This window comes from Methanococcoides sp. AM1, assembly GCF_900774055.1.
In the GTDB taxonomy this organism is placed as follows: Archaea; Halobacteriota; Methanosarcinia; order Methanosarcinales; family Methanosarcinaceae; genus Methanococcoides.
Genome location: NZ_CAAGSW010000002.1, coordinates 408,550 through 428,916, shown reverse-complemented (window position 1 = coordinate 428,916; position 20,367 = coordinate 408,550). Strand labels below are relative to the sequence as shown.

Here is a 20,367-nt window from a genome sequence, read left to right as displayed (position 1 = left end):
TTGTGTGTTTTTACAGTTCATCAAAAGGCATCAGCCTCCGGGTCAGCGCTATATTTTGTTATTTTTGTCGTTGATACATCATCTTCGAATGATCTATCAAGTATTATCTTTTTTGCCTTCCTCTTTTCACGGAAATTATCGAGCAATACCATCACAGGAGGGAAGATCACAAATGTTGCGAATAGGGCAAGCCCTACATCTATTACAGTGATCATACCAAAGCCGCTGATCATATTGAAATCGGAAGCTACCAGTGCACAGAAACCGAACAGTGTCGTAAGTCCGGAAGTGACTATCGCTTTTCCGATCTTTACTCCTGCTTCGGTCATTGCTTCTTCAGGACTGGCACCTTTCGCCTTTTCCTCAAAATATCTCTCCATCATAAGTACAGCATACTCGGAACCCACACCAAGGATAAGTGCACCCAGTGTAGCTGTCATTGGATTATATTCCATACCCAGCAAGTACATCAGTCCTCCGGACCAGCCAATGACCATGAACATTGTCACTACCGGCACAAGTGCCTTGAGAAGATCGCGGTAGATCAGAAGAAGTCCACCGAATACCAAGCCCAGTCCCAGGTATGTCATAAAGATACGCCCTGACGTGAGGGCTCCAATAACTTCTATGAACACAACGTTGCTTCCGGTTATCGTAGCTGTCATTCCGGGAGGCGGGGACATCCACAGCATATCCTCCCTCACAATATCCGCAAGGACTTCAACCCCCTCCATTCCAATGCTTCCCATTACATCACCAATGTTCAGGTTAAGCAGGAGCATATTCTCACCGTACATGAAACGGTCTTTTTGCTGAGCAGGTATCTGTTCATACAAAGATCTTATCTCAGACTCACTTTCAGGAATCATACCGCCATTCATCGACTTAATGACACTGGCCATGCTTTCCGCCCCAATGATATTGTTCCGGCTATCTACTTCATGAGAGCTGAACTCATCCACCCACTTCAAAGTCTCAGGATCAGCAACATTGTCGGTCTTGATGATAATATTCAGCTGGTCCTCACCACCAGTGATATCAGAAAGATGTCCTAGGTTGATCAATGCCGGTAGGTCCTGTGGGACAAAGGTTTCCGTATCTGTCTGGATCCCTACCTGAGTATCAGCCACCAAGCCACCGGCACAAAGCAGAACAGCAATGGACAGAATCATGAAAGGATGTTTTATGGTGAAATGGGTAGTTCGACCCAGGAACCTGTCCAGAATGTCCGGCTTGGGTTCTCCAGTACCGGGAGATGATGTCTTTGATTTGTTTTTGCCTCTCAGGGACAAGTGTCCGAACTTCTCCTTGCGTATCGATTGCATGTTGTCAAGACCATATATCACAGTCACACCTACGAACAGGGAAGCAAGGAAGCACATCACAATACCTATGAGAAGCAGCTTCGCAAAATCCTGTATCATAGGTACGCTTGATGTCAAAAGGGAAAAGAATCCTAGTGCTGTGATTATAAGGGCGATCAGGACAGCAGGGCCGGTGTGCTTGATAGTATCCACCACTGCCTCTGCCGGCGTCTCACCACGTTCAAGCTCCTCTTCTATACGATTATGGAACTGGATGGCATAATCTATACCCAGACCGATCAGTACTGGAAATGCGGCCATTGAGACCATGGTCATTGGTATCTCCAGATAGCCCATAGCACCAAATGTGTATATGATACCCAGCAGAACAATAGCAAGAGGCATTAACCTCCACCTGACATGACCGAACACAAGATACAGGACAACGATCATCAGGACAACTGAAAGCCCAAGCAATACACCCATACTTGACATCATTGCGTTGTTCATGGAGACCATGAAAGCCGGCTCCCCTGTTACTATTACATTATAGTCAGGAGGGAATTCTGCAAAGGTTACAGATGTTTCGACTTCCCTCAGTACCTCCTGTTTCTGGTCATCGGTTAAAGAGCCTGCTATTTCAACGTAGATAAGTGTATGAGTATCGTCCGGCATCAATCCTTCAGGAACATAGTCGTTGAGGAGGGACTCTAATTCGACCTTGTCTTCAGGAAGTGATGCTTCACCGGTGAGAGCGAAATTGGCATCTTTGACAAACGAGGAAACACTTTGTACTCCTACAACACCGGGTAGTGTCGAAGACATGTGATCAAGCCGATCCATCGCTTGCAGCAAAGCGGGATCATTTACCTGCCCATCCTCCACCATTATAACAATGGCTTCGGTACCAAAGATGTTCATGTAAAGGTGATCAAAATCCTGATACAATTGTGACGTCTTCTCAACGAATGTTTCAGTTCCAGATTCCATGGCGATGTTCTGTGCACCCTGAGCAGAGACAAGGACAAATAATAATGCTACTATAAGTATAGGGATAGTATTATTCTCAATAAAGATCCCCAGTTTTTCAAATACATTTTTTATGCTGATAGCCCCCTCATCCATTATTGTTTATTTTTAGATTCAAGAGAACATTTTTCATCGACTAGTTCGACCGATCGATCGTACATATGACGATGAAATTCGATCAATACAAGCTGTGCATCAAGGATCTTGTCAAGCTTTTCATCATCCATATCATCCATGCACATTTTTACGACCGAAAGCATTTTGTTGAAGACCTTCCTGATCTGTTCAATGCCTTTTTCGGTAACAGAGATCAGGACTTTCCTGCGATCAGAGGGATCATCTTTTCGAAAGACAAAGCCCTCTTTCTCAAGGTTATCGATAAGACTGGTAACACTGCTCTTTTTTAAATCAAGGATTCTGGCAAGTGTAGAAGGCATGATCTCGCCTTCCCTCTATATCAGGAGAAGGGCTCGGTTCATGGTTTTGTGCGCACTTGTACGACCTTCATCTTCCAGGCAACACTCAGTCATGTTACCCTCAAGTTTTCTTTTGAGATGTTCCATCTCCAGATGGAGTTTGATGAGTTGCTCGATCTTATCCAAATTTTACCTCCTGAATACGGCACTAACCTTTTAGTCCGTGACGATTAGATAATCGAATCATTTGATAAACTAATAGTTAGATTTTCTAATATTCTATGTATTATATAAGGGTTTTGATGTTGCCGACGAGTATGACTATTTTGACAGTTGTTTGCCGATATATGCGCGCGTTAGAATTAATCTCAACGGATGAAATATACAAACGGAACAAAACTACAAATTCTAAAAAAGAGCAACAGCTGAAGCATTAAAAGCGAAATTAAACAACATAAAACATCGATAAAAGAGTTGGAGGAGGAGTACCATTAGACACACCTCCCCGTTTGGAGTCAGCCTCTAAAAGGAGTGATGTTATAAAAAGATATTTGTCAATGATTATTCACGATCTTATGTCACTTTTAAAAATAAAATTGAATTAATGGATAAAGTAAATCTAACTATAGCACGACCAATGTGTTGCATAATCCCACATATAAATCCCAAAACAAAACATATCGACCCCATCAAATCATAAAACGATGGGATGTAGACCCCATAGAACATCACTGCCAGGTAATTTTACAATACCCTTATATACATATCAACACCAACAAATAATGGCTATTGTTTTAAAATTAAGGGAGTTGATTACATGTTATCTCAAAATTTACCATATATGGATATGACATATTTTGATCTACTGTCAGCACTGATAATACTTATTGTAGGAATTGTTCTGGCAAAGTTATTGGCAGGTATTTTTAAAAACGGATTGAAAAAAACAGAACTTCCTGAACTTGTCGCAGAATTCCTGTCCAGGTTCGTTCTGGCACTATTATATGTTGCAGTCATACTTGCAACGGTATCAGCACTTGGTCCTGACATTAGCTCAATAGTAGTCGGCCTTTCAGCAGTCATAGGTTTAGTACTTGGCTTCGGAATGCAGGACACACTGACAAATCTTGCAGCAGGCATATGGCTCGCCACACTGAGACCATTCGACAAAGGAGAATATGTATCAGTGACCGGCTACTCAGGAAGTGTGAGTGATGTTGGTTTTATGGCAACAGAATTACTTACGCCAGATAACAAGGTCATCACCATTCCTAACAAGGTGATCTGGGGAAGTGCTATCGAAAATGCAACGAGGATGCCTACCAGAAGAGTTGATGTTAACGTTGGTATCAGCTACGATACAAAACTTGACCAAGCCATACAGGTTGCTATGGACCTTATGAAGAACAACTCAATGGTCCTTGCTGATCCAGCACCTGCAGTTGTAACTACCGAGCTTGCAGATTCATCCGTAAATCTCCAGCTTCGTGCATGGGCAAATACTTCGGATTACTGGGGAGTCAAAGGTGACCTTACCAACGGAATCCTGAACGCATACAAGGAAGCAGGCATCGAGATACCATATCCGCAACTGGATATCCATATGAACAAAGAATGAATCATTTGATATAAGGGGGAACTAAGAGATGACAGAAAATAACCCAAGCATCCAGCCATCAACGAATGGGCCATACCTAGTAAAGGATCTTAAAAACCTGAAGAACTCAAAGGGAGATACTTTTGAACCACAGCCTATGGCAGCCCTCTGTCGCTGTGGACAATCGTCAAACAAACCATTCTGTGACGGCACACATTTGAAAGTAGGTTTTTCAGGTGAAAAATCTGAGGACAGGCAGCCTGACATGGTGGACGATTATGTTGGAGAGAAAATTACTATCCACGACAACAGGGGCGTGTGCTCCCACAGAGGATATTGTACAGATAATCTCCCAACCGTTTTCAGGATGAAGCAGGAACCATGGATCGACCCCGATGGAGCCAGTGTGGAAGACATAATTAGGGTTATCGAGATGTGCCCATCCGGGGCTCTGAGCTACACGAAGGACGGCGTGCTGCACAAGGAACTTGACAGGGAACCGGGAGTCACTGTTACAAAAGATGGACCACATGACGTAGTCGGCGGGATCGAACTTGACGATCCTGATGGAAACACCCCCGAATCTAAGGAACACTACACCCTCTGCAGGTGCGGTGCTTCAAAGAACAAGCCGTTCTGTAGCGGCGAGCACTGGTATGTAGAGTTCAAGGATGAGAAGAACTGACCCTTATAAGCGCGAGGGATGAAATTGGGTAAATACAGATGTTCGGTCTGCAACTGGACATATGATGAAGAAACAGAAGGGCAGGATTTTGATTCCCTGCCCGATACCTACACCTGCCCTGTATGTGGTGCACCGAAATCCGCATTTGTTCAGGAAGGCGGTATAAAGGAAGAAAAGGGCATCAAGACCACTGTTGCTGACAAGATCGTCGAACAACTGGAATCTTATGGCGTAAAATATGTCTATGGCATACCAGGGGATTCAAACCTCCCCCTTATCGATGCCATCAGAAGAAGCGAACAGATTCGTTTCATCCTCACACGCCACGAGGAAACAGCTGCATTCATGGCATCTGCACATGGCAAGATGACATCCGAACTTGGCGTGTGCATATCCATTGCCGGCCCAGGTTGTACCAACCTGATAACCGGATTGATGGATGCTGCCACCGACAGGAGCAGCGTACTTGCTTTTGCAGGCCAGGTTCCCGAAATATATCTTGGAAGCGAGGCTTTCCAGGAGATCGACCAGATAGAACTGTTCAAGCCATTCACTGAATTTTCCGAGACCATTGCAAGGGAAAATCAGGCATTAACGCTACTCACCCGGGCAGTTAAGTACGCATACCGAAAACCGGGAGTCTCGGTCCTTAGCACTCCCACAGATATTCTTGCCGAAAAGCTTGGTGAGAAGGTATATTTGCCTGAAAAGAGAGTTTTCATGAACACGACCTCTCCAAAGGACGAGGATGTGCAAAGAGCAGCGGAACTTATCAACGAATGCGAAAAAGTGACCCTCTTTGCAGGCTGGGGTTCCCGCCACAGCGGAGAACTGCTGCTGGAGATTTCACGAAAACTTAAAGCACCTATTGCAACTACATCAAGGGCAAAAGGTGTGATATATGAAACAGAACGCTTAAGCGTAGGTGTGCTTGGTTCCATCGGGTCAAAGCATGCAGCTCAGGCCATCAAGGATTCCGACCTGATAGTCATAATCGGGTCCGGGTTCAGACAGGCGAATCTCGTACCTCCCTCCGTAAAGATAGTACAGATCGATATCGACACTACTAAAATAGGAAAGACCTTCGATGTGGATGTTGGCATTGTCGGGGATGCAGACCTTGTGCTTAAAGAACTGTTACCCCTGATAAATGAAAAGGAAGAGAACAAGGAGTTCCTTGAACACATCGACAGGATGAAAGCAACTCACCGAGAGGAACTTGAAACGGAGGCAACTGACCTGTCCATCCCGATAAATCCCGGATACGTTGTACAGGCCATCAAAAGACATGCAGACCAGGATGCCATCATCTGCGTTGATGTCGGGGATCATACATACTGGTTCTACAAGAAGTTCGTCTGTGAAGGACAGAAGACATTCATGTCAGCAAACATCGCGAGCATGGGTTTTGCACTCCCGGCATCCCTTTCGGCAAAACTTGACTATCCTGACAAACAGGTCATCTGTGTGACAGGTGACGGCGGGTTCGGGATGCTCATGGGTGATTTCACAACAGCTGTAAGAGAAGGACTTGGCATTAACGTCATCGTCTTTAACGACGGCAAGCTCAAGAACATTAAGAAAGAGCAATTAAGGGATAACTATCCTGAATACGGAGTTAGTTTCCCCAACCCTGACTTTGCAGAATTTGCAAGATCTGCCGGAGGGGAAGGCTACAGGATAGAAGACCCCGCACAACTGGACGAAGCAATAGAAAAAGCATTCAAATCCGGAAAAGCAGCACTTATTGACGTACTCGTTGACCCCGACAAGACTGCTGCCAGTACAAAGAGGGTGGATTAAGGGGTTACTTCCACACCCTTCCAGAATGCAACATGCTTTGCAATCTCTTCTGCAGCCTGTTTTGGATCAGGATAATGCCAGGCTGCATCTTTATTTACTTCACCACCTACAACGATGTCATAGTAATATGCCAGACCCTTCCAGGGACAGGTCGAGCGAGTATCTGATTCATGCAGGTATTCCCGATTCACTGAATCCGGCGGGAAGTATAGGTTTCCTTCGACCATTTTTACTGCATCACTTTCTGCAAGTATGACCCCATTCCATTTTGCTACTGCCATAATATATCCACTCCTAGAAAACTGGTTAAAATAAATTAGAAAGCATCGTTTATGTGGATTTTGGTCAGCTGGAAGTATCAGCTTTTGTCTGTAGCCTTACATCCAGTATATGAAAATTGCTAAAAGATCAAGCCTGTTGAATGAGAAAAAAGATCATTCAATAGCAAAAATATGAATACCCATACTCTCAAGTACCAATCCCAATTTGAAAAGCGGGAGACCTACAACGTTAAAGAAATCGCCCCTGATACATTCCACAAGTATCGCACCTTTACCCTGTATCGCAAAAGCTCCGGCCTTATCCAGAGGTTCTCCTGAACTTACATAGGATTCAATCTCATCCGGATACATCTTTTTCATTTTCACATCAGTGATCTCAGAAATACTGACCTTTTTCCCGGAATCAATATCCAGAACTGTCACACCTGTGATAGCCTGCACAACCTTCCCACTGATAGCAGAAAGCATCTCCTTTGCTATCTCGGAAGAATGCGGTTTCCCAAGAACTTCCCCTTCACAAAGTACCACAGTATCAGCAGAGATAATGATACCTGAACCAAACTGCCCGGCAACGTCCCTTGCCTTGGAAAGAGAATGATGGACAACCAGCTCGGTTGCATCCATCCCAACTTGTGGAGCCTCATCGTAGGAACTCACATAGACCTCGAAGTTGTCCCCGATTATCTGCTTTAACAATTCTTTCCTTCGGGGAGAAGCTGATGCAAGAACTATCCTCCGCATGATATTAGATACCCTTGAAATAGTGACCTCTGGAAAACTCCACCCCCCTCCGGGGTCGAAGTTCTGCAGGCTTACCGTCAAGCACTCTTCGATATGCCAAAGTGATCTCTTTTACATCCCTCTTGCCATACAGGGACAAATCCAGACGCATAACATTTGCACCACATTTCTTCAGTTCATCAATTTTATCGAGCATGTCAAGCACCTTGGAATCATAGATCAGCGTCCTTTCATTCACACGCTTTACCGGATATTCCACACTCTTTGAATCAACCATAAGCACTTCACTGCTGTCCGTAGCACTTCCTTGGTCAAGCAAAGGCTTCAAGAGGTCATGTTCTGTGATAAGCATCAGTTCCCTTCCATGCACAACTATTTCCAGTTGATGTTCCTTACCACGACAGGAAATGTCATCACAAGCATCACTGATCTCATCAAGGTTCAACTCGGTAGATAATGTGACACGATATGCACCGGCCCTGTAGAACTCATCTGCTGTGTGAGAATTGAAAGTATTGAACTCCTTTTGCACCACGAACGGCACTCCAAGCTCTTTTGCAAATTCAACCTGCCCCAGAGTGTAGCAGGCAATGAGGAAACCATTATCTTTTGCTTTTTCCATTAGCGGCAATAGCTCCATGAGCTCAGCTTCGTGGCTTATGCGTGGTGCCATGAGAACGATCTCAGAACTTTTCCTGGCATCACCCAGTTTCCCGGTATACTCTTCCGACACCAGCTCGTGGAACTTCCTGATAGGCAGGTAGACTACGTCCGCACCCATATCCACAGCCTCAAAAAGAGTGCCTGCATTCTTCACTTCCACGCTCAGAAGCGGAGTTTGCTTTTTAACCCTGGAAACAGCATCCTCACATCGACCTTCTGTGCAGAAGTGTGATATTTCTGATAAATGCGGATGTTTTTCTCCCTTCCTGTATTGTGCAAGGATCTTTTCAAGCAACTTTTCCGCAGCAACCCGCCTTGCCCCGGAGAGCACTCCAATCGGAATGAAAATATTCCCGTTGATCTTCATATCCACTGAAGATGCCGAAAATGAAGTATCCCCTAATTTCTCCATTGCTGAAACGATCTGCTCTTTGGAAGTCGGGGCTTTTTGTGCCTCCTGAACTTCAAAATCATCAATAACCTCAACGCTCATTTCGCCCGAGGTCATCCTGACCTTTAACCTTTCCCCAACCTCAGCAGTCACTTCGAGGCTTACAGGAAGTCCCTTTGCATTTGTCCGCCGAAGGGTTTCCAGAAGCATCTGATCGGTTGTAAGATAGACCTCATTGCCCCTGGCAACTGCTTTGCCGGTCTTTGAACTGATCTCAATGATGACCTTTTCACCTTTTTTCGCGGTATTGATCTCATTCTCGTTTACATCCAGAAGCTTGTTGATAGCAGAACCCAGCACACCTGCCTTTGTGTGTATCCCTACACCATCCTTTACCTGGACATCTTCCTTCAGGGTCAGGGTTAAACTGGTGGTATACTTGTAAGTCGAAATATCCTTGATCTTCCCGAGGTAAACACCATAACTTGAACTGTATTTGGAGTGGACAACATCCCTCTCGCCAAGAACGAAGCCCTTTGTGAATCCACGGTAGAACAACTGCGCAAGATCCTTTTCGAGAGACTCGATCTCGGCCTCTTCAAGATTTTCGTCATTACAGATCGCTTCTACTACCCGTTTGTACACACTTGAACTTTCGGTCACATATTCCGGTTTCTTCATCCTTCCTTCGATCTTAAGACTTCGAAGACCGGTTCCAACAATCTCATCAAGTTCTGAAAGTGTGCACAGTTCAGCACAACTTATAGGGAACCTGCCCACACCTTTAACATTAACATTACGACCGTTCACAACGAAATTGTATGGCCTTCTGCAGGGCTGTGCACAGGCTCCGCGGTTAGCACTCCTGTCGCTCATAAAACTGCTGAAAAGGCATTTCCCGGAATAGGAATAGCAAAGTGCACCATGCACGAATATCTCTATCTCGGTATCAGAATGATCCACAATATCAGTGATCTCTTTCACTGTTAGTTCACGTGAAACGATGACACGAACAGCACCTTCGTGTGCAACAAAGTCTACACCTTTCATGCTGTGGACTGTCATTTGCGTACTTGCATGAAGTGCCAGATCAGGATAGGTCACATGAAGGATCCGAAGAAGACCGAGGTCCTGCAGAATAATAGCATCAATACCAAAAGAATAGGCTTTGTCCACGACATCCAGAGCATGCTGAAGCTCCTTCTGCTTGATAGGTATGTTCAATGCCAGAAATGCTTTTACACCATGCGAATGCAGCATATCAATAGTATCTTCAAGGTCTTCCATGGAGAAGTTCTTAGCACCTTTTCTTGCATTAAGGTCGGTCACACCAAAATATACCGCATCCGCACCACCTTTAATGGCACCCATTAACGCGTCGACATCTCCTGCCGGAGCGAGAACCTCAGGAGGAACATCACATACCTTTTTATCATTTTTTAATATCATCAGATCACATTCTTGTGGAAGGGATCCATCCATATATCGAATGGACCTTTCATCTAATTAAGACACCCCTCTTATCAGATGTCTTCTAACAATTCCCTGGCACTCTCATGCATACTCAGGGAATCTTCTTCGCGACCCATCTTTCCAAGCAGGGAAGCCAGATTGTCAAGGGTTCGGGATGCATGCTTCTTGTAACTGACCTTTTCAGGTTCGGACTTGAGCAGCCCTGCATATATCTCCAGAGCGGATTCATAGATACTTTTTGCATCCTCGTAGCGGCCCATGTCAGCAAGCAGCTTTGCAAGGTTGTTCAATGTAAGTGCAGCACCATACTCATATGCAGGATCATCAGGAATACGGTCGAACAGACCCATATAGCCTCCAAGGGATTCCTCGAACATGGTCTTTGCATCTCCAAAATGCCCTTCCTGGGCTAACAAGGTACCAAGATTGTTCTTAATGGAAGCAATTCCAAACTCGTGCAAGAGAGGAGCTTCACCCGCTTTTATCAGCTCGTCCCTCATGGACAGTGACATATTGTAGCTCTGGCGTGCATCATCAGTCCTGCCTGCTTTCATAAGGAACCTGCCTTTATCATCATAAAGTGTTGCAACCTTTGTGCGATATGAAAGGTCCTCAGAATCCATCAGGGAGAGCTTCTCATACATTGAAATAAGGACGTTGTGGTCCGCTTCCTTGTCCAATTCGGGAGAATCCAGAAGCAACAAACCTTCCATTTCAAGTAAGATATTCCTGAATATTTCCAGGTAAGTTCTGTTATCTGGTTCTTCACCCGACAGCTTCAGGATAACAATAATGGACGTTTCATAAATGGAACGTGTGTCATCGAGCATATTTTCGTCTGCACGCCTGCATGCGAGTCCTGCCAGACCCATGAAAAGATCAGAGACCTTACTGGAAAAGGAAGGATCATCAATTGTATCTCTTGGGAGTAACTCCACCAACTCATAGATGCGTTCTTTTGCAGAGTCATATTCACCAGTGGTCATGAGGGCATCAACAAGCTTCTCAAGAAGTTCCAGTGACTGGCCATATAACATACTGTTCGAAGGATCATCCTTCTTAAGCACTGAATAACCATCGAATGCGAATTCCAGATAAGGATATGCATCCTGCATAAGCCCCATCCCATAGAGAAGATTGGCCAGATTGGTCCGGATCGTCAGGACTGTCAGGGCCTTTGGACTGCGATCCCTGTTCAACGGGTCAAGCACGACCATCTTGCCGGAAAGCTCCAGAGCTTTCTCGAACATCTCTTTTGCCTTTTCATTGTTACCTTCGCCTGCCAGAATGGTGGCAAGATCGTTCAGCGCATAGACAGCACCGGAACGGTAAGCATCGTTCCCGGGTTCTCTGGCAAGGAGTTTATCATAGGATGCAACAGCTTTTTCAAAGAAAGGGATCGCCTCAAGGGTATTGCCCTGCTCTGTGAGAAGGGAAGCGGTCTTGATCAAGGCCATTGCCTTATGCTCTTCAAATGAAGGATCGGAATCTGGTATAGCCTCAACCATTTCAGATGCTTCTGAATACATGTCAATGGCTTTCTCCACCATACCTGCATTCATAAGGAAACTGCCCATCCCATCATAAAGTGTTGCGATCTTTGTGCGATATGAAAGGTCCGCAGGATCCATCCGGCAGAGTTTCTCATACATTGAGATAAGGGCATCATAATCTGCCTCCTTCTCAGCATTAGCAGAATCCAGCATCAGCAGTTGTTCCATTTCAAGTAATATGTTCCTGAAGATTTCCAGATAAACAATGTTTTCAGGTTCATCCTCCAATAGCTTCAGTATAACACTAATGGAAGTTGCATAAATGGAACGTGTGTCATCGAGCATTTTTTCATCTGCACGACTGGATGCAAGAGTTGTCAGTTTTATGAAGATATCGTAGACCTTTACAGAAAAGTCAGAATCGTTAGTTGTACCTCTTGGGAGCAACTCCACCAGCTCATAAATGCGTTCTTTTGCGGAGTCAAATTCACCAGTATCTATAAGGGCATCAACAAGCTTCTCAAGAAGTTCCAGTGACTGTTCATGTAAGATGCTGTTTGAAGGATCATCCTTCATGGCAACTGAATACCCTTCAAGGGCACGTTCCAGATTCAAACTTGCATCCTGCATAAGCCCCATCTCATAGAGCAGATTGGCCAGATTTGCACGGATCGTCAGGGCACTTGTACTGTGATCCTTATTCGAGGGATCAAGCACAACCATCTTTTCGGAAAGCTCCAGAGCTTTCCCGAACATTTCTTTTGCCTTTTCATTGTTACCTTCGCCTGCCAGAATTATGGCAAGATCGTTCAGTGCAGATGCAGCACTTGAACAGTAAGCAGCATTCCCGGGTTCTTCGGCAAAGAGTTTATCGTAGGAAGCAACAGCTTTCTCAAAGAAAGAAATAGCTTCAAGGGTATTACCCTTATCTGCGAGAAGGGAAGCGATCTTGCTCATGGCAAGTGCCTTGTCCTCCCCAAAGGAAGTATCAGTATCTGGCATATCCCCGATCATTTCAGAGGATTCAGAATACATGTCAATGGCCTTCTCCATCATGCCTGCATTCATAAGGAAACTGCCCTTCTCATCATAAAGTGTTGCGATCTTTGTGCGATGTGAAAGGTTCTCAGAATCCATCAGAGAGAGCTTCTCATACATTGAGATAAGGACATCATAATCCGCCTCTTTCTCAGTATCAGGAGAATCCAGTACCAGCAGTTTTTCCATTTCAAGTAATATATTGCTGAATATTTCCAGATAAGCACTGTTTTCGGGTTCTTCCTCCAATAAATTCAGTATAACACTAATGGAAGTTTCATAAATAGAACGTGTGTCATCGAGCATATCTTCATCTGCACGTGCAGATGCAAGCTTTGCCACCCTCATGAAAACATCAGAGACCTTTCCGGAAAAATCAGCATCATTAGTTGTAGCTTTCGAGAGCAGGTCCAGCAGTTCATGCATGCGATCCTTTGCAGGATCATACTCACCAGTTGCCATAAGGGCAACAACAAGCTTCTCAAGAAGTTCCAGTGACTGCTCATGCAATATACTATCCGAAGGAGCTTCATCCATGATTCCTGAATACCCCTCAAATGCATGTTCCAGATTCAAACTTGCATCCTTCATAAGACCCATATCATAGAGAAGATTGGCCAGATTGGCCTGGATAGTCAGGGCCTTTGTGGTGTTCTCCCTGTTCAAAGGATCAAGTACGACCATCTTGCCGGAAAGCTTCAGCGCTTTTTCGAACAATTCTTTTGCCCTTTCATCGTTACCTTCTTCTGCCAGAATTGTGGCAAGATCGTTCAATGAAGAGGTAGCACTTGAACAGTAAACATCGTTCCGGGGTTCTTTGGCAAGTAGTTTATCATAGGATGCAACAGCTTTCTCAAAGAAAGGGATAGCTTCAAGGATATTGCCTTGCTCTGTGAGAAGGGAAGCAGCCTTGTTCATGGCCAGTGCCTTATGCTCCACAAATGAAGGATCGTGATCTACTATATACTCAAGCAGACCAGATGCTTCTGAGTACATGTCAATGGCCTTCCCAATCCTGCCATCTGACTCCATTATACCTCCGATAGCCTGCAGTACATTGACGAGCAGACCAGAAGATCCGGAATTTCTTGCATCAGTTTCTGCTTTTATCAAACACTCAAGGGCATCCTCCTGCTGGCCATCATGTAAGAGGGATATTCCCTTGTTGTAATTTCGAAGCGCCATATCATTTGATCTTTTGGACATTATCGTAAACCTGTATTTGTACCTGATTTCCACCTGGATGCCCTGACAACACTCCGATGAGAGGGCATAACAACAGTAACCTGATAATCACTTTCATGCAATAAGAAAGTATTACCTTTTCGCTTTCTTCTGGCTACATCCTAGGTATCTTAGTGTTATAATTCTTTGCCTGAAAGGGACTTCTATTTAAATGTTCAATCCATTATTAGAAAGGTTGAATATGGATCTAAAGAAGCTCTTACGCCAGGTAAAGGACAACGAGACAGACCTTGAGGCTGCAGAAAGCCAGATACGGTCAATGGGCTATGTGCAAATATCGGATATCGCAAAACTCGACACGTTCCGCAAATGTAGAACGGGTGTAATAGAAGCCATACTGGCCGAGGGAAAGGAAGCTGACGATATAGTCGAGATCGCAAAAGCACAGATCAATGCCACAGGAAGAGTACTCATTACACGCCTTGACGACGAAAAAGCCACCTCATTAAAAAGATCATTCCAAACTAACAATATCGAATGGAGCACACATTCAGGAACGGCTGTTGTGCACGACGGCACTCCTACGCCGGAGACAGGAGGAAGAGTTGTCATAATTTCAGCAGGTACTGCAGATATAAGGGTCGCTGAGGAAGCAAGAATGACAGCTTCAGAGATGGGGTGTAAGACCCTGTCCATTTACGATGTGGGAGTCGCCGGATTTCACAGGCTTATCTCAAAGATGCAGGATATCGAAGAATATGACCCAGATGCCATTGTTGTAGCTGCAGGAAGAGAAGGTACATTACCAACCGTGGTATCCAGCCTTGTTGATGTTCCAGTCATAGGATTACCTGTATCCATTGGTTATGGTGCCGGTGCTAAAGGAGAAGCTGCATTGTTATCTATGCTGCAATCCTGCTCGGTAATATCAGTTGTCAATATTGATGCAGGATTCGTTGCCGGGGCATTCGCAGCAAGAATTGCAAATAAGGCAGCTGAAGCACGCAATCCCGATAACAAAAAAGGTTGCTGATGAAATGAGATCACTTATTTTTGAGCCATTCTCAGGTGCATCCGGAGACATGATCCTTGGAGGCCTTGTAGGGCTTGGTCTAGATGGAAACGAGCTTCGAGACATAATTGAGTCTTCTTTAGATGTCACTGTTTCTGTGGGAACTGCAAATAAATGTGGTATTGAAGCTACAGACGTTCATATCCAAACACATGATGATAAGAACAAAAGAAGATATTCAGAACTTCTCGATACCATCAAAGCTGCAGCATTACCTGCTGATGTCGAGAAAAGTGTTCTTGGCGTTTTTAGACTTATTGGAGAAGCCGAATCAAAGATACATGGAAAACCCCTTGAAGAACTCCACTTCCATGAAGTCGGGCAGGATGATGCCCTGGCAGATGTCATCGGTTCCTGTTATGCCATCCATAAAATGAAAGCTGACCACATATTCTGCACCCCGGTAAACGTTGGTGGTGGAAATGTAAAGGCAGCCCATGGCACATTCCCGGTCCCTGCACCTGCTACTCTTGAAATACTGAAAGGAAGCGGGTTGCCCATCTACAACTCCGGTGAGCGAGAGCTACTTACACCCACAGGTGCAGCCATTCTTGCATATTTTGCAGAACCTGTGGACAGACTTCCTATGGGAAAGGTACTTGAGACCGGATATGGTGCAGGAGATGCTGAGACGGAGACGCCGAACGTCCTCCGTACAATGCTGATGGATGTTACTGGAGAACTCAGCCGTGATTCTATAGAAGTGCTTGAGACAAATGTGGACGATGTGACGGGAGAAGTCCTCGGAAACCTGTTCGACAAACTGATGGAAGTCGGAGCAAAGGATGTTGCCATTACACCCACTACCATGAAGAAAGGTCGTAGTGGACATATTATTCAGGTTATAGCAAAACCTGAGGACAGTGCACGCATTGCAGGAGAACTTATGCGCCAGACCGGCACTCTGGGAGTACGCGTCATTCCCACGAAACACCGTTTCATAGCTGACCGCAGGATGGACATTGTAACCATAGCAATTGAAGACCAGAAGTATGAAATTGCTGTGAAAATAGCACAGGACAGGAGCGGAGAGATCCTACACATTTCTGCAGAATACGAAGACTGCCGCCGCGTAAGCGACATTAGCGGGTTGCCTTTGAAAGAAGTTATGCGCCGTACAGAGGAGACCGCGTGGAAGAGATTTAAGGGCCTCTGAAACAACAAAACTATTTTTAGAAGATTTCTGTCGAGTAATCAGGGAATTATGCGGCAGGTCCATGCATGAGAACAATAAAGGCGCTCGAGCCTTGTTTTCAACTTCCGTATTAAATTATAACTGATAGTTTATTAAAACAAATCGACTTGTTTACTTCAAAAAGGGAGTGCATCGACTACATTATTATATAATATAAGCTCGACGAAAAATATGAAAAAGTAAGTAAGATTTTGATAGAGGACTCGTTTAACCAGATATCTTTAGAAAAAACATAGAAACTTTTGATTCTCATATTAGATTAAAAAAGTTTATTGATAGCGATATTTTGTGCCCTTATACTAACCTCAATTAATAATTAAAAGTTAAAATCGTTTATAATTAACAAAATTAATGGATAAAATAAATAATATTTTAATATAAGTTCTCCTGATTGCTTTTTTTGAGTAAGTGTTCTGTTGAAAATAAAAAGAAATGTAACTCTATTTCTTGCAACTATTAAAAAAATCCCAGACAATTAAGCCTACACTTGTCGTTTTATTAAACACTAATCTTTATAAGTATCAATTCTTAATTGTAGAAATCTTTATATTTAGTAAGATTTAGTCCAGTTTTTTTGTTTATAAAATAATTAATAAACCAAACCAACATCCAACTCAAAAAACGGGCTTGTTTATATACAAAACGCATAACTTTATATACTGGAGGATTAGTGTTTATTTGCCTACTGCAACAGGAGCAAAGGGCAAAACAAAGGAGTCAGAATTTATTTTAAATTAAAAAGGAGAAACACTTATGGCAAATAAGATAGAAGTAAGAGTTGTATCAGCTTCGCCTATCCCACATGCATTGCATGGCTTCAGGTTAAGCGACAGAACAGTTGAAGAACACAAAGCATACTACGCTCTTAAAAGCTCCTCTCAGAAAGTAGCTGAGTGATAGTTGTTATTTAATTGTCAGGCATTGATACCCTAAGAGGATCATGTCTCAAATTATCTTCTAAAAAACGATGGCTTTTCAATAAGACGGCAATCAAAATAAAAATGTCGTCCGTGAGGAAATTTACTTCCTCACGACCTCTTTTGCCTGTTTTAAATGTTCAGTACATTCATCCATCTTTGTAGCAGCTGTGCGGATATGACCTGCAACTTCCTCAAACCCAGCAGCTTCCAGCTTAGCTATCCAATCATTGAAACTTTTGCTGTGGCTTTCATTGTGCTCAATCCAGTGTCCCAGAAGATGTTCCAGTTTTCCTTCATCCAGTTCTTCTACCATTTAACTACCTCCAGTTAAGTATTGTTCAAACAGTTCTTGGATCAGTGATCTCACCAGTCAGCGCAGACGCTGCAGCTGTTGCAGGGGATCCCAGATAGATCTGACCACCAGTACCCATCCTTCCTCTGAAATTGCGGTTTGCTGTAGAGATGCAAACTTCACCTTCCCCGATAACACCCATGTGACCTCCAAGACATGGACCACATCCGGGAGTTCCAAGGGTCGCACCTGCCTCCAATAATGTTTCAGCAGTTCCATTGCGAATAGCTTCGATCATTACGGAGCGTGATGCAGGAATAACGAGGGTCCTGACAGCTACCTGCTCCCCTTTAAGGATATCAGCAGCAATTTCAAGGTCTTCGAGCCTTCCATTGGTGCATGTGCCAATGAAAACCTGGTCCACCTTTGTGTCAGCAACTTCCATAACATCACATACATTATCCACCTGATGAGGACGGGCAACCTGAGGCTCAAGGTTTGCTGCATCAATATAGTACTCAGCGCAGTATTCAGTATTCTCATCGGCGTAAACAGGTTCATAATCTTCAACAGCCCTGCCTTCAAGGAAATCGAATGTTTTCTTGTCAGGAGGCACTATACCGGCCTTGCCACCCATTTCGATCGCCATGTTACAAAGCGTCATCCTGCCGGATATTGAAAGATCTGTGATGGTATCACCATAGAACTCTGCAGCTTTGTATGTAGCTCCGGCAGCACCCACTGTACCAATGGTCTTGAGGGTAACATCCTTGGCAAGCACATGCTTACCTAATTTACCCTGTGCTGTTACCTTGATGGTCTCAGGAACCTTGAACCACAGCTTGCCTGCGGCAAATATCTCGGACATGTCAGTAGCTCCCACACCGGTCCCAAATGCTCCGAAAGCACCGTAAGTGCATGAATGAGAATCTGCACCAACTACAAGCTTACCAGGCATTGCAAAACCATTCTCAGGAAGCACCTGATGGCAAATGCCTTCACCCACATCAAAGAAGTTGGGAATTCCCTGCTCTGCGATCCACTCCCTTATATCGTGATGTAATGAAGCAGTTGTTTCCGTGTTTGCAGGAGTGAGATGATCAAATGGAATTACGATACGTTTTGGGTCCCATACCTTTTCAAGGCCCATTTTTTTGAACGATCTTACTGCAAGCACACTGGTGCCGTCATGAGCCATGGCATAATCCACGTTCGCCATGATAAACTCATTTGCTTTTGCTTCTTTTCCGCTTGCCCTGCTAAATATTTTCTCGCTGATGGTACTCAAAAGACTAACTCCTGTATCACTTGCTTACTGAATACTACAGTAAACAGATAAATATGTGTATCTGTCCACAGCTGCAAACCGGAGAAAACGGATAATAGTAGATCAAAAGAACTAACTTTATAAGATCGACAATGAAATAAGTTAATAAATAAACAAATAAATGAATCTGAATTAATTAAAAAAAGAGGATCATGAAAGGTCTTTCAGCCTTTCAATGTTCTCCAGCATCATTTGATTCTCAGCTATAACCTTCTGCTCTATAGTATCAATGATCTCATCCATTGGAACAGTTAGAGTATACACTTTTATAGGTCTGCCCTTTCCCTGTTTCTTCTTTACTTCTTCGACATCCACCCAGTTGTTATTCTGAAGATAGGTCATGGCAATACTGACCTCTGGTTGCCTTAAACGTGACATCCTTTCGACCTCACGGGAAGTTATCTGTTCAGCAGTTAACAAACAAGCAAGTGTCTTTGCCACAGGCTTCGAAACATTCAGTTTCTGAAGGAGCAAGACCATCTCGTTGTCTTCATCATCCATATAAAATTCTCCGTTATTCATACGTCCACCATTATAGTACGAGTTTTATAAAGGGGGTATTATCTATTAGTTTATAAATTTTATGTTTCGGTTATTATATAAAATCAATATTTCAGACCAGCCATATACCCAAATCCTGCTTATTGACCAATATTCGAGATGAGACGCTTCGCTCAACACTTCAAATAAAGTAGTACAATGTCACGGGAAACATGACCAACGATCAGCATGGCTAATAAAAGGAACCAGTTGAATGCATGTGGCAAAAATCCGTGAAAAACAATGAACTAATTTAATAAAATAGATAGAACAATATTAGAGATCTTTAGAAAAGTATTGATGGTGGGCCCGCTGAGATTCGAACTCAGGACCTTTCGGTTATCAGCCGAACGCTCCACCTAGCTAAGCTACGGGCCCAATGCGTATCATGCACGATGTTGTTCATCGTACGAGCTACACAATACTCATTCTAGTATATTAACATTTCGTACCTAGATGCCATCATTATGAAAATATAAATGGTGTGAGAAGAAACGCCAGCATTATGCAGCGATAGCTTTATTTTAGATAATGGTAAGTATGGTTTAGATATTGGGCCGGTAGATCAGGGGAAGATCGCTACCTTGGCATGGTAGAGGCCTCGGGTTCAATTCCCGACCGGTCCACTAAAAAACTTTTGATAGACCTAAGCAGATGCCGATATTTTGAAGAAATGAGCATCTGTTTCTTTGCCTTTTTTGTACTTAATTAGGATGGTTATTTTGTGTGGCCTCAGCCAGAAATTAAGCCAGACTATACCCGCCGTTATTTTCTCCCCTGGAAGACAGAAATTAGTTTGAGTTACAACACTGCTTATTTTGTTTGAGGCCTGGCAAAAATTAGTGGTAATTCCAAGAGCTGTTATTTTCTGCCGGTTCCTGGGGAAATTAGTTGATCTTCAAAAGGCCCGTAATTTCTCTGA

16 protein-coding genes and 2 tRNA genes are annotated in these 20,367 nt (G+C 43.9%); 7 read left to right on the top strand and 11 right to left on the bottom strand.

The window, feature by feature from the left end; translation table 11 throughout:
* Nucleotides 1-20: 20 nt before the first annotated feature.
* The 3 genes from E7X57_RS04760 to E7X57_RS12415 are packed head-to-tail and all read right to left on the bottom strand — an operon-like array spanning nt 21 to nt 2,935.
* On the bottom strand, nt 21-2,429 hold the full coding sequence (locus E7X57_RS04760; RefSeq protein WP_135611050.1) for an RND family transporter: 2,409 nt from the start codon (nt 2,427-2,429) through the stop codon (nt 21-23).
* On the bottom strand, nt 2,429-2,770 hold the full coding sequence (locus E7X57_RS04755) for a MarR family winged helix-turn-helix transcriptional regulator (protein ID WP_135611048.1): 342 nt from the start codon (nt 2,768-2,770) through the stop codon (nt 2,429-2,431). The genes E7X57_RS04760 and E7X57_RS04755 overlap by 1 nt, the downstream gene beginning before the upstream one ends.
* 15 nt (nt 2,771-2,785) lie before the next feature.
* Entirely contained in the window at nt 2,786-2,935 is a 150-nt protein-coding gene (locus E7X57_RS12415) for a hypothetical protein (RefSeq protein WP_167880892.1), read from the bottom strand.
* 661 nt (nt 2,936-3,596) lie between these two features.
* Between E7X57_RS12415 and E7X57_RS04750 the strand changes: the two genes are divergently transcribed.
* From E7X57_RS04750 to E7X57_RS04740, 3 genes are read left to right on the top strand one after another with little or no spacing between them, the layout of a single operon-like run.
* Nucleotides 3,597-4,367: a mechanosensitive ion channel family protein gene (locus E7X57_RS04750; RefSeq protein ID WP_244603597.1), complete on the top strand. Its 771-nt coding sequence runs from the start codon at nt 3,597-3,599 to the stop codon at nt 4,365-4,367.
* A gap of 28 nt (nt 4,368-4,395) precedes the next feature.
* On the top strand, nt 4,396-5,031 hold the full coding sequence (locus E7X57_RS04745; protein WP_135611046.1) for a CDGSH iron-sulfur domain-containing protein: 636 nt from the start codon (nt 4,396-4,398) through the stop codon (nt 5,029-5,031).
* A 24-nt stretch (nt 5,032-5,055) separates the two neighbouring features.
* Complete coding sequence (locus tag E7X57_RS04740) at nt 5,056-6,834, top strand: thiamine pyrophosphate-dependent enzyme (protein WP_167880891.1); 1,779 nt, start codon at nt 5,056-5,058, stop codon at nt 6,832-6,834.
* On the opposite strand, the gene E7X57_RS04735 is transcribed toward E7X57_RS04740, so the two are convergent.
* From E7X57_RS04735 to E7X57_RS04720, 4 genes are all read right to left on the bottom strand, one after another.
* Complete coding sequence (locus E7X57_RS04735; protein ID WP_135611042.1) at nt 6,831-7,115, bottom strand: DUF427 domain-containing protein; 285 nt, start codon at nt 7,113-7,115, stop codon at nt 6,831-6,833. The two genes, E7X57_RS04740 and E7X57_RS04735, sit on opposite strands and share 4 nt — an antisense overlap.
* A 153-nt stretch (nt 7,116-7,268) precedes the next feature.
* A complete protein-coding gene (locus tag E7X57_RS04730; protein ID WP_135611040.1) occupies nt 7,269-7,856 on the bottom strand; it encodes a Maf family nucleotide pyrophosphatase in 588 nt (195 codons plus the stop codon).
* A gap of 4 nt (nt 7,857-7,860) precedes the next feature.
* Entirely contained in the window at nt 7,861-10,359 is a 2,499-nt protein-coding gene (locus tag E7X57_RS04725) for a U32 family peptidase (RefSeq protein WP_135611038.1), read from the bottom strand.
* A gap of 74 nt (nt 10,360-10,433) precedes the next feature.
* Entirely contained in the window at nt 10,434-14,120 is a 3,687-nt protein-coding gene (locus E7X57_RS04720) for a tetratricopeptide repeat protein (protein ID WP_135611036.1), read from the bottom strand.
* 220 nt (nt 14,121-14,340) lie between these two features.
* Between E7X57_RS04720 and larB the strand changes: the two genes are divergently transcribed.
* From larB to E7X57_RS12410, 3 genes are all read left to right on the top strand, one after another.
* A complete protein-coding gene (gene larB, locus E7X57_RS04715; RefSeq protein WP_135611033.1) occupies nt 14,341-15,132 on the top strand; it encodes a nickel pincer cofactor biosynthesis protein LarB in 792 nt (263 codons plus the stop codon).
* A gap of 4 nt (nt 15,133-15,136) precedes the next feature.
* Complete coding sequence (larC, locus tag E7X57_RS04710; protein WP_135611031.1) at nt 15,137-16,327, top strand: nickel pincer cofactor biosynthesis protein LarC; 1,191 nt, start codon at nt 15,137-15,139, stop codon at nt 16,325-16,327.
* Between the two features lie 792 nt (nt 16,328-17,119).
* Complete coding sequence (locus tag E7X57_RS12410; RefSeq protein ID WP_167880890.1) at nt 17,120-17,263, top strand: hypothetical protein; 144 nt, start codon at nt 17,120-17,122, stop codon at nt 17,261-17,263.
* Nucleotides 17,264-17,386: 123 nt separating this feature from the next.
* Here E7X57_RS12410 and E7X57_RS04705 read toward each other — a convergent pair whose 3' ends face one another.
* The 4 genes from E7X57_RS04705 to E7X57_RS04690 all read right to left on the bottom strand — a co-directional run bounded on the left by E7X57_RS04705 (nt 17,387) and on the right by E7X57_RS04690 (nt 19,823).
* Entirely contained in the window at nt 17,387-17,599 is a 213-nt protein-coding gene (locus E7X57_RS04705; protein WP_135611029.1) for a hypothetical protein, read from the bottom strand.
* A 25-nt stretch (nt 17,600-17,624) separates the two neighbouring features.
* On the bottom strand, nt 17,625-18,857 hold the full coding sequence (locus E7X57_RS04700) for a 3-isopropylmalate dehydratase large subunit (RefSeq protein WP_256369404.1): 1,233 nt from the start codon (nt 18,855-18,857) through the stop codon (nt 17,625-17,627).
* Nucleotides 18,858-19,055: 198 nt separating this feature from the next.
* Nucleotides 19,056-19,427, bottom strand: a complete 372-nt coding sequence (locus tag E7X57_RS04695) for a transcriptional regulator (RefSeq protein WP_135611025.1) — start codon at nt 19,425-19,427, stop codon at nt 19,056-19,058.
* A 319-nt stretch (nt 19,428-19,746) separates the two neighbouring features.
* Nucleotides 19,747-19,823 (bottom strand) — tRNA-Ile (locus tag E7X57_RS04690).
* Between the two features lie 176 nt (nt 19,824-19,999).
* Here E7X57_RS04690 and E7X57_RS04685 point away from each other — a divergent pair.
* Nucleotides 20,000-20,071 (top strand) — tRNA-Ala (locus E7X57_RS04685).
* Nucleotides 20,072-20,367: the final 296 nt, after the last annotated feature.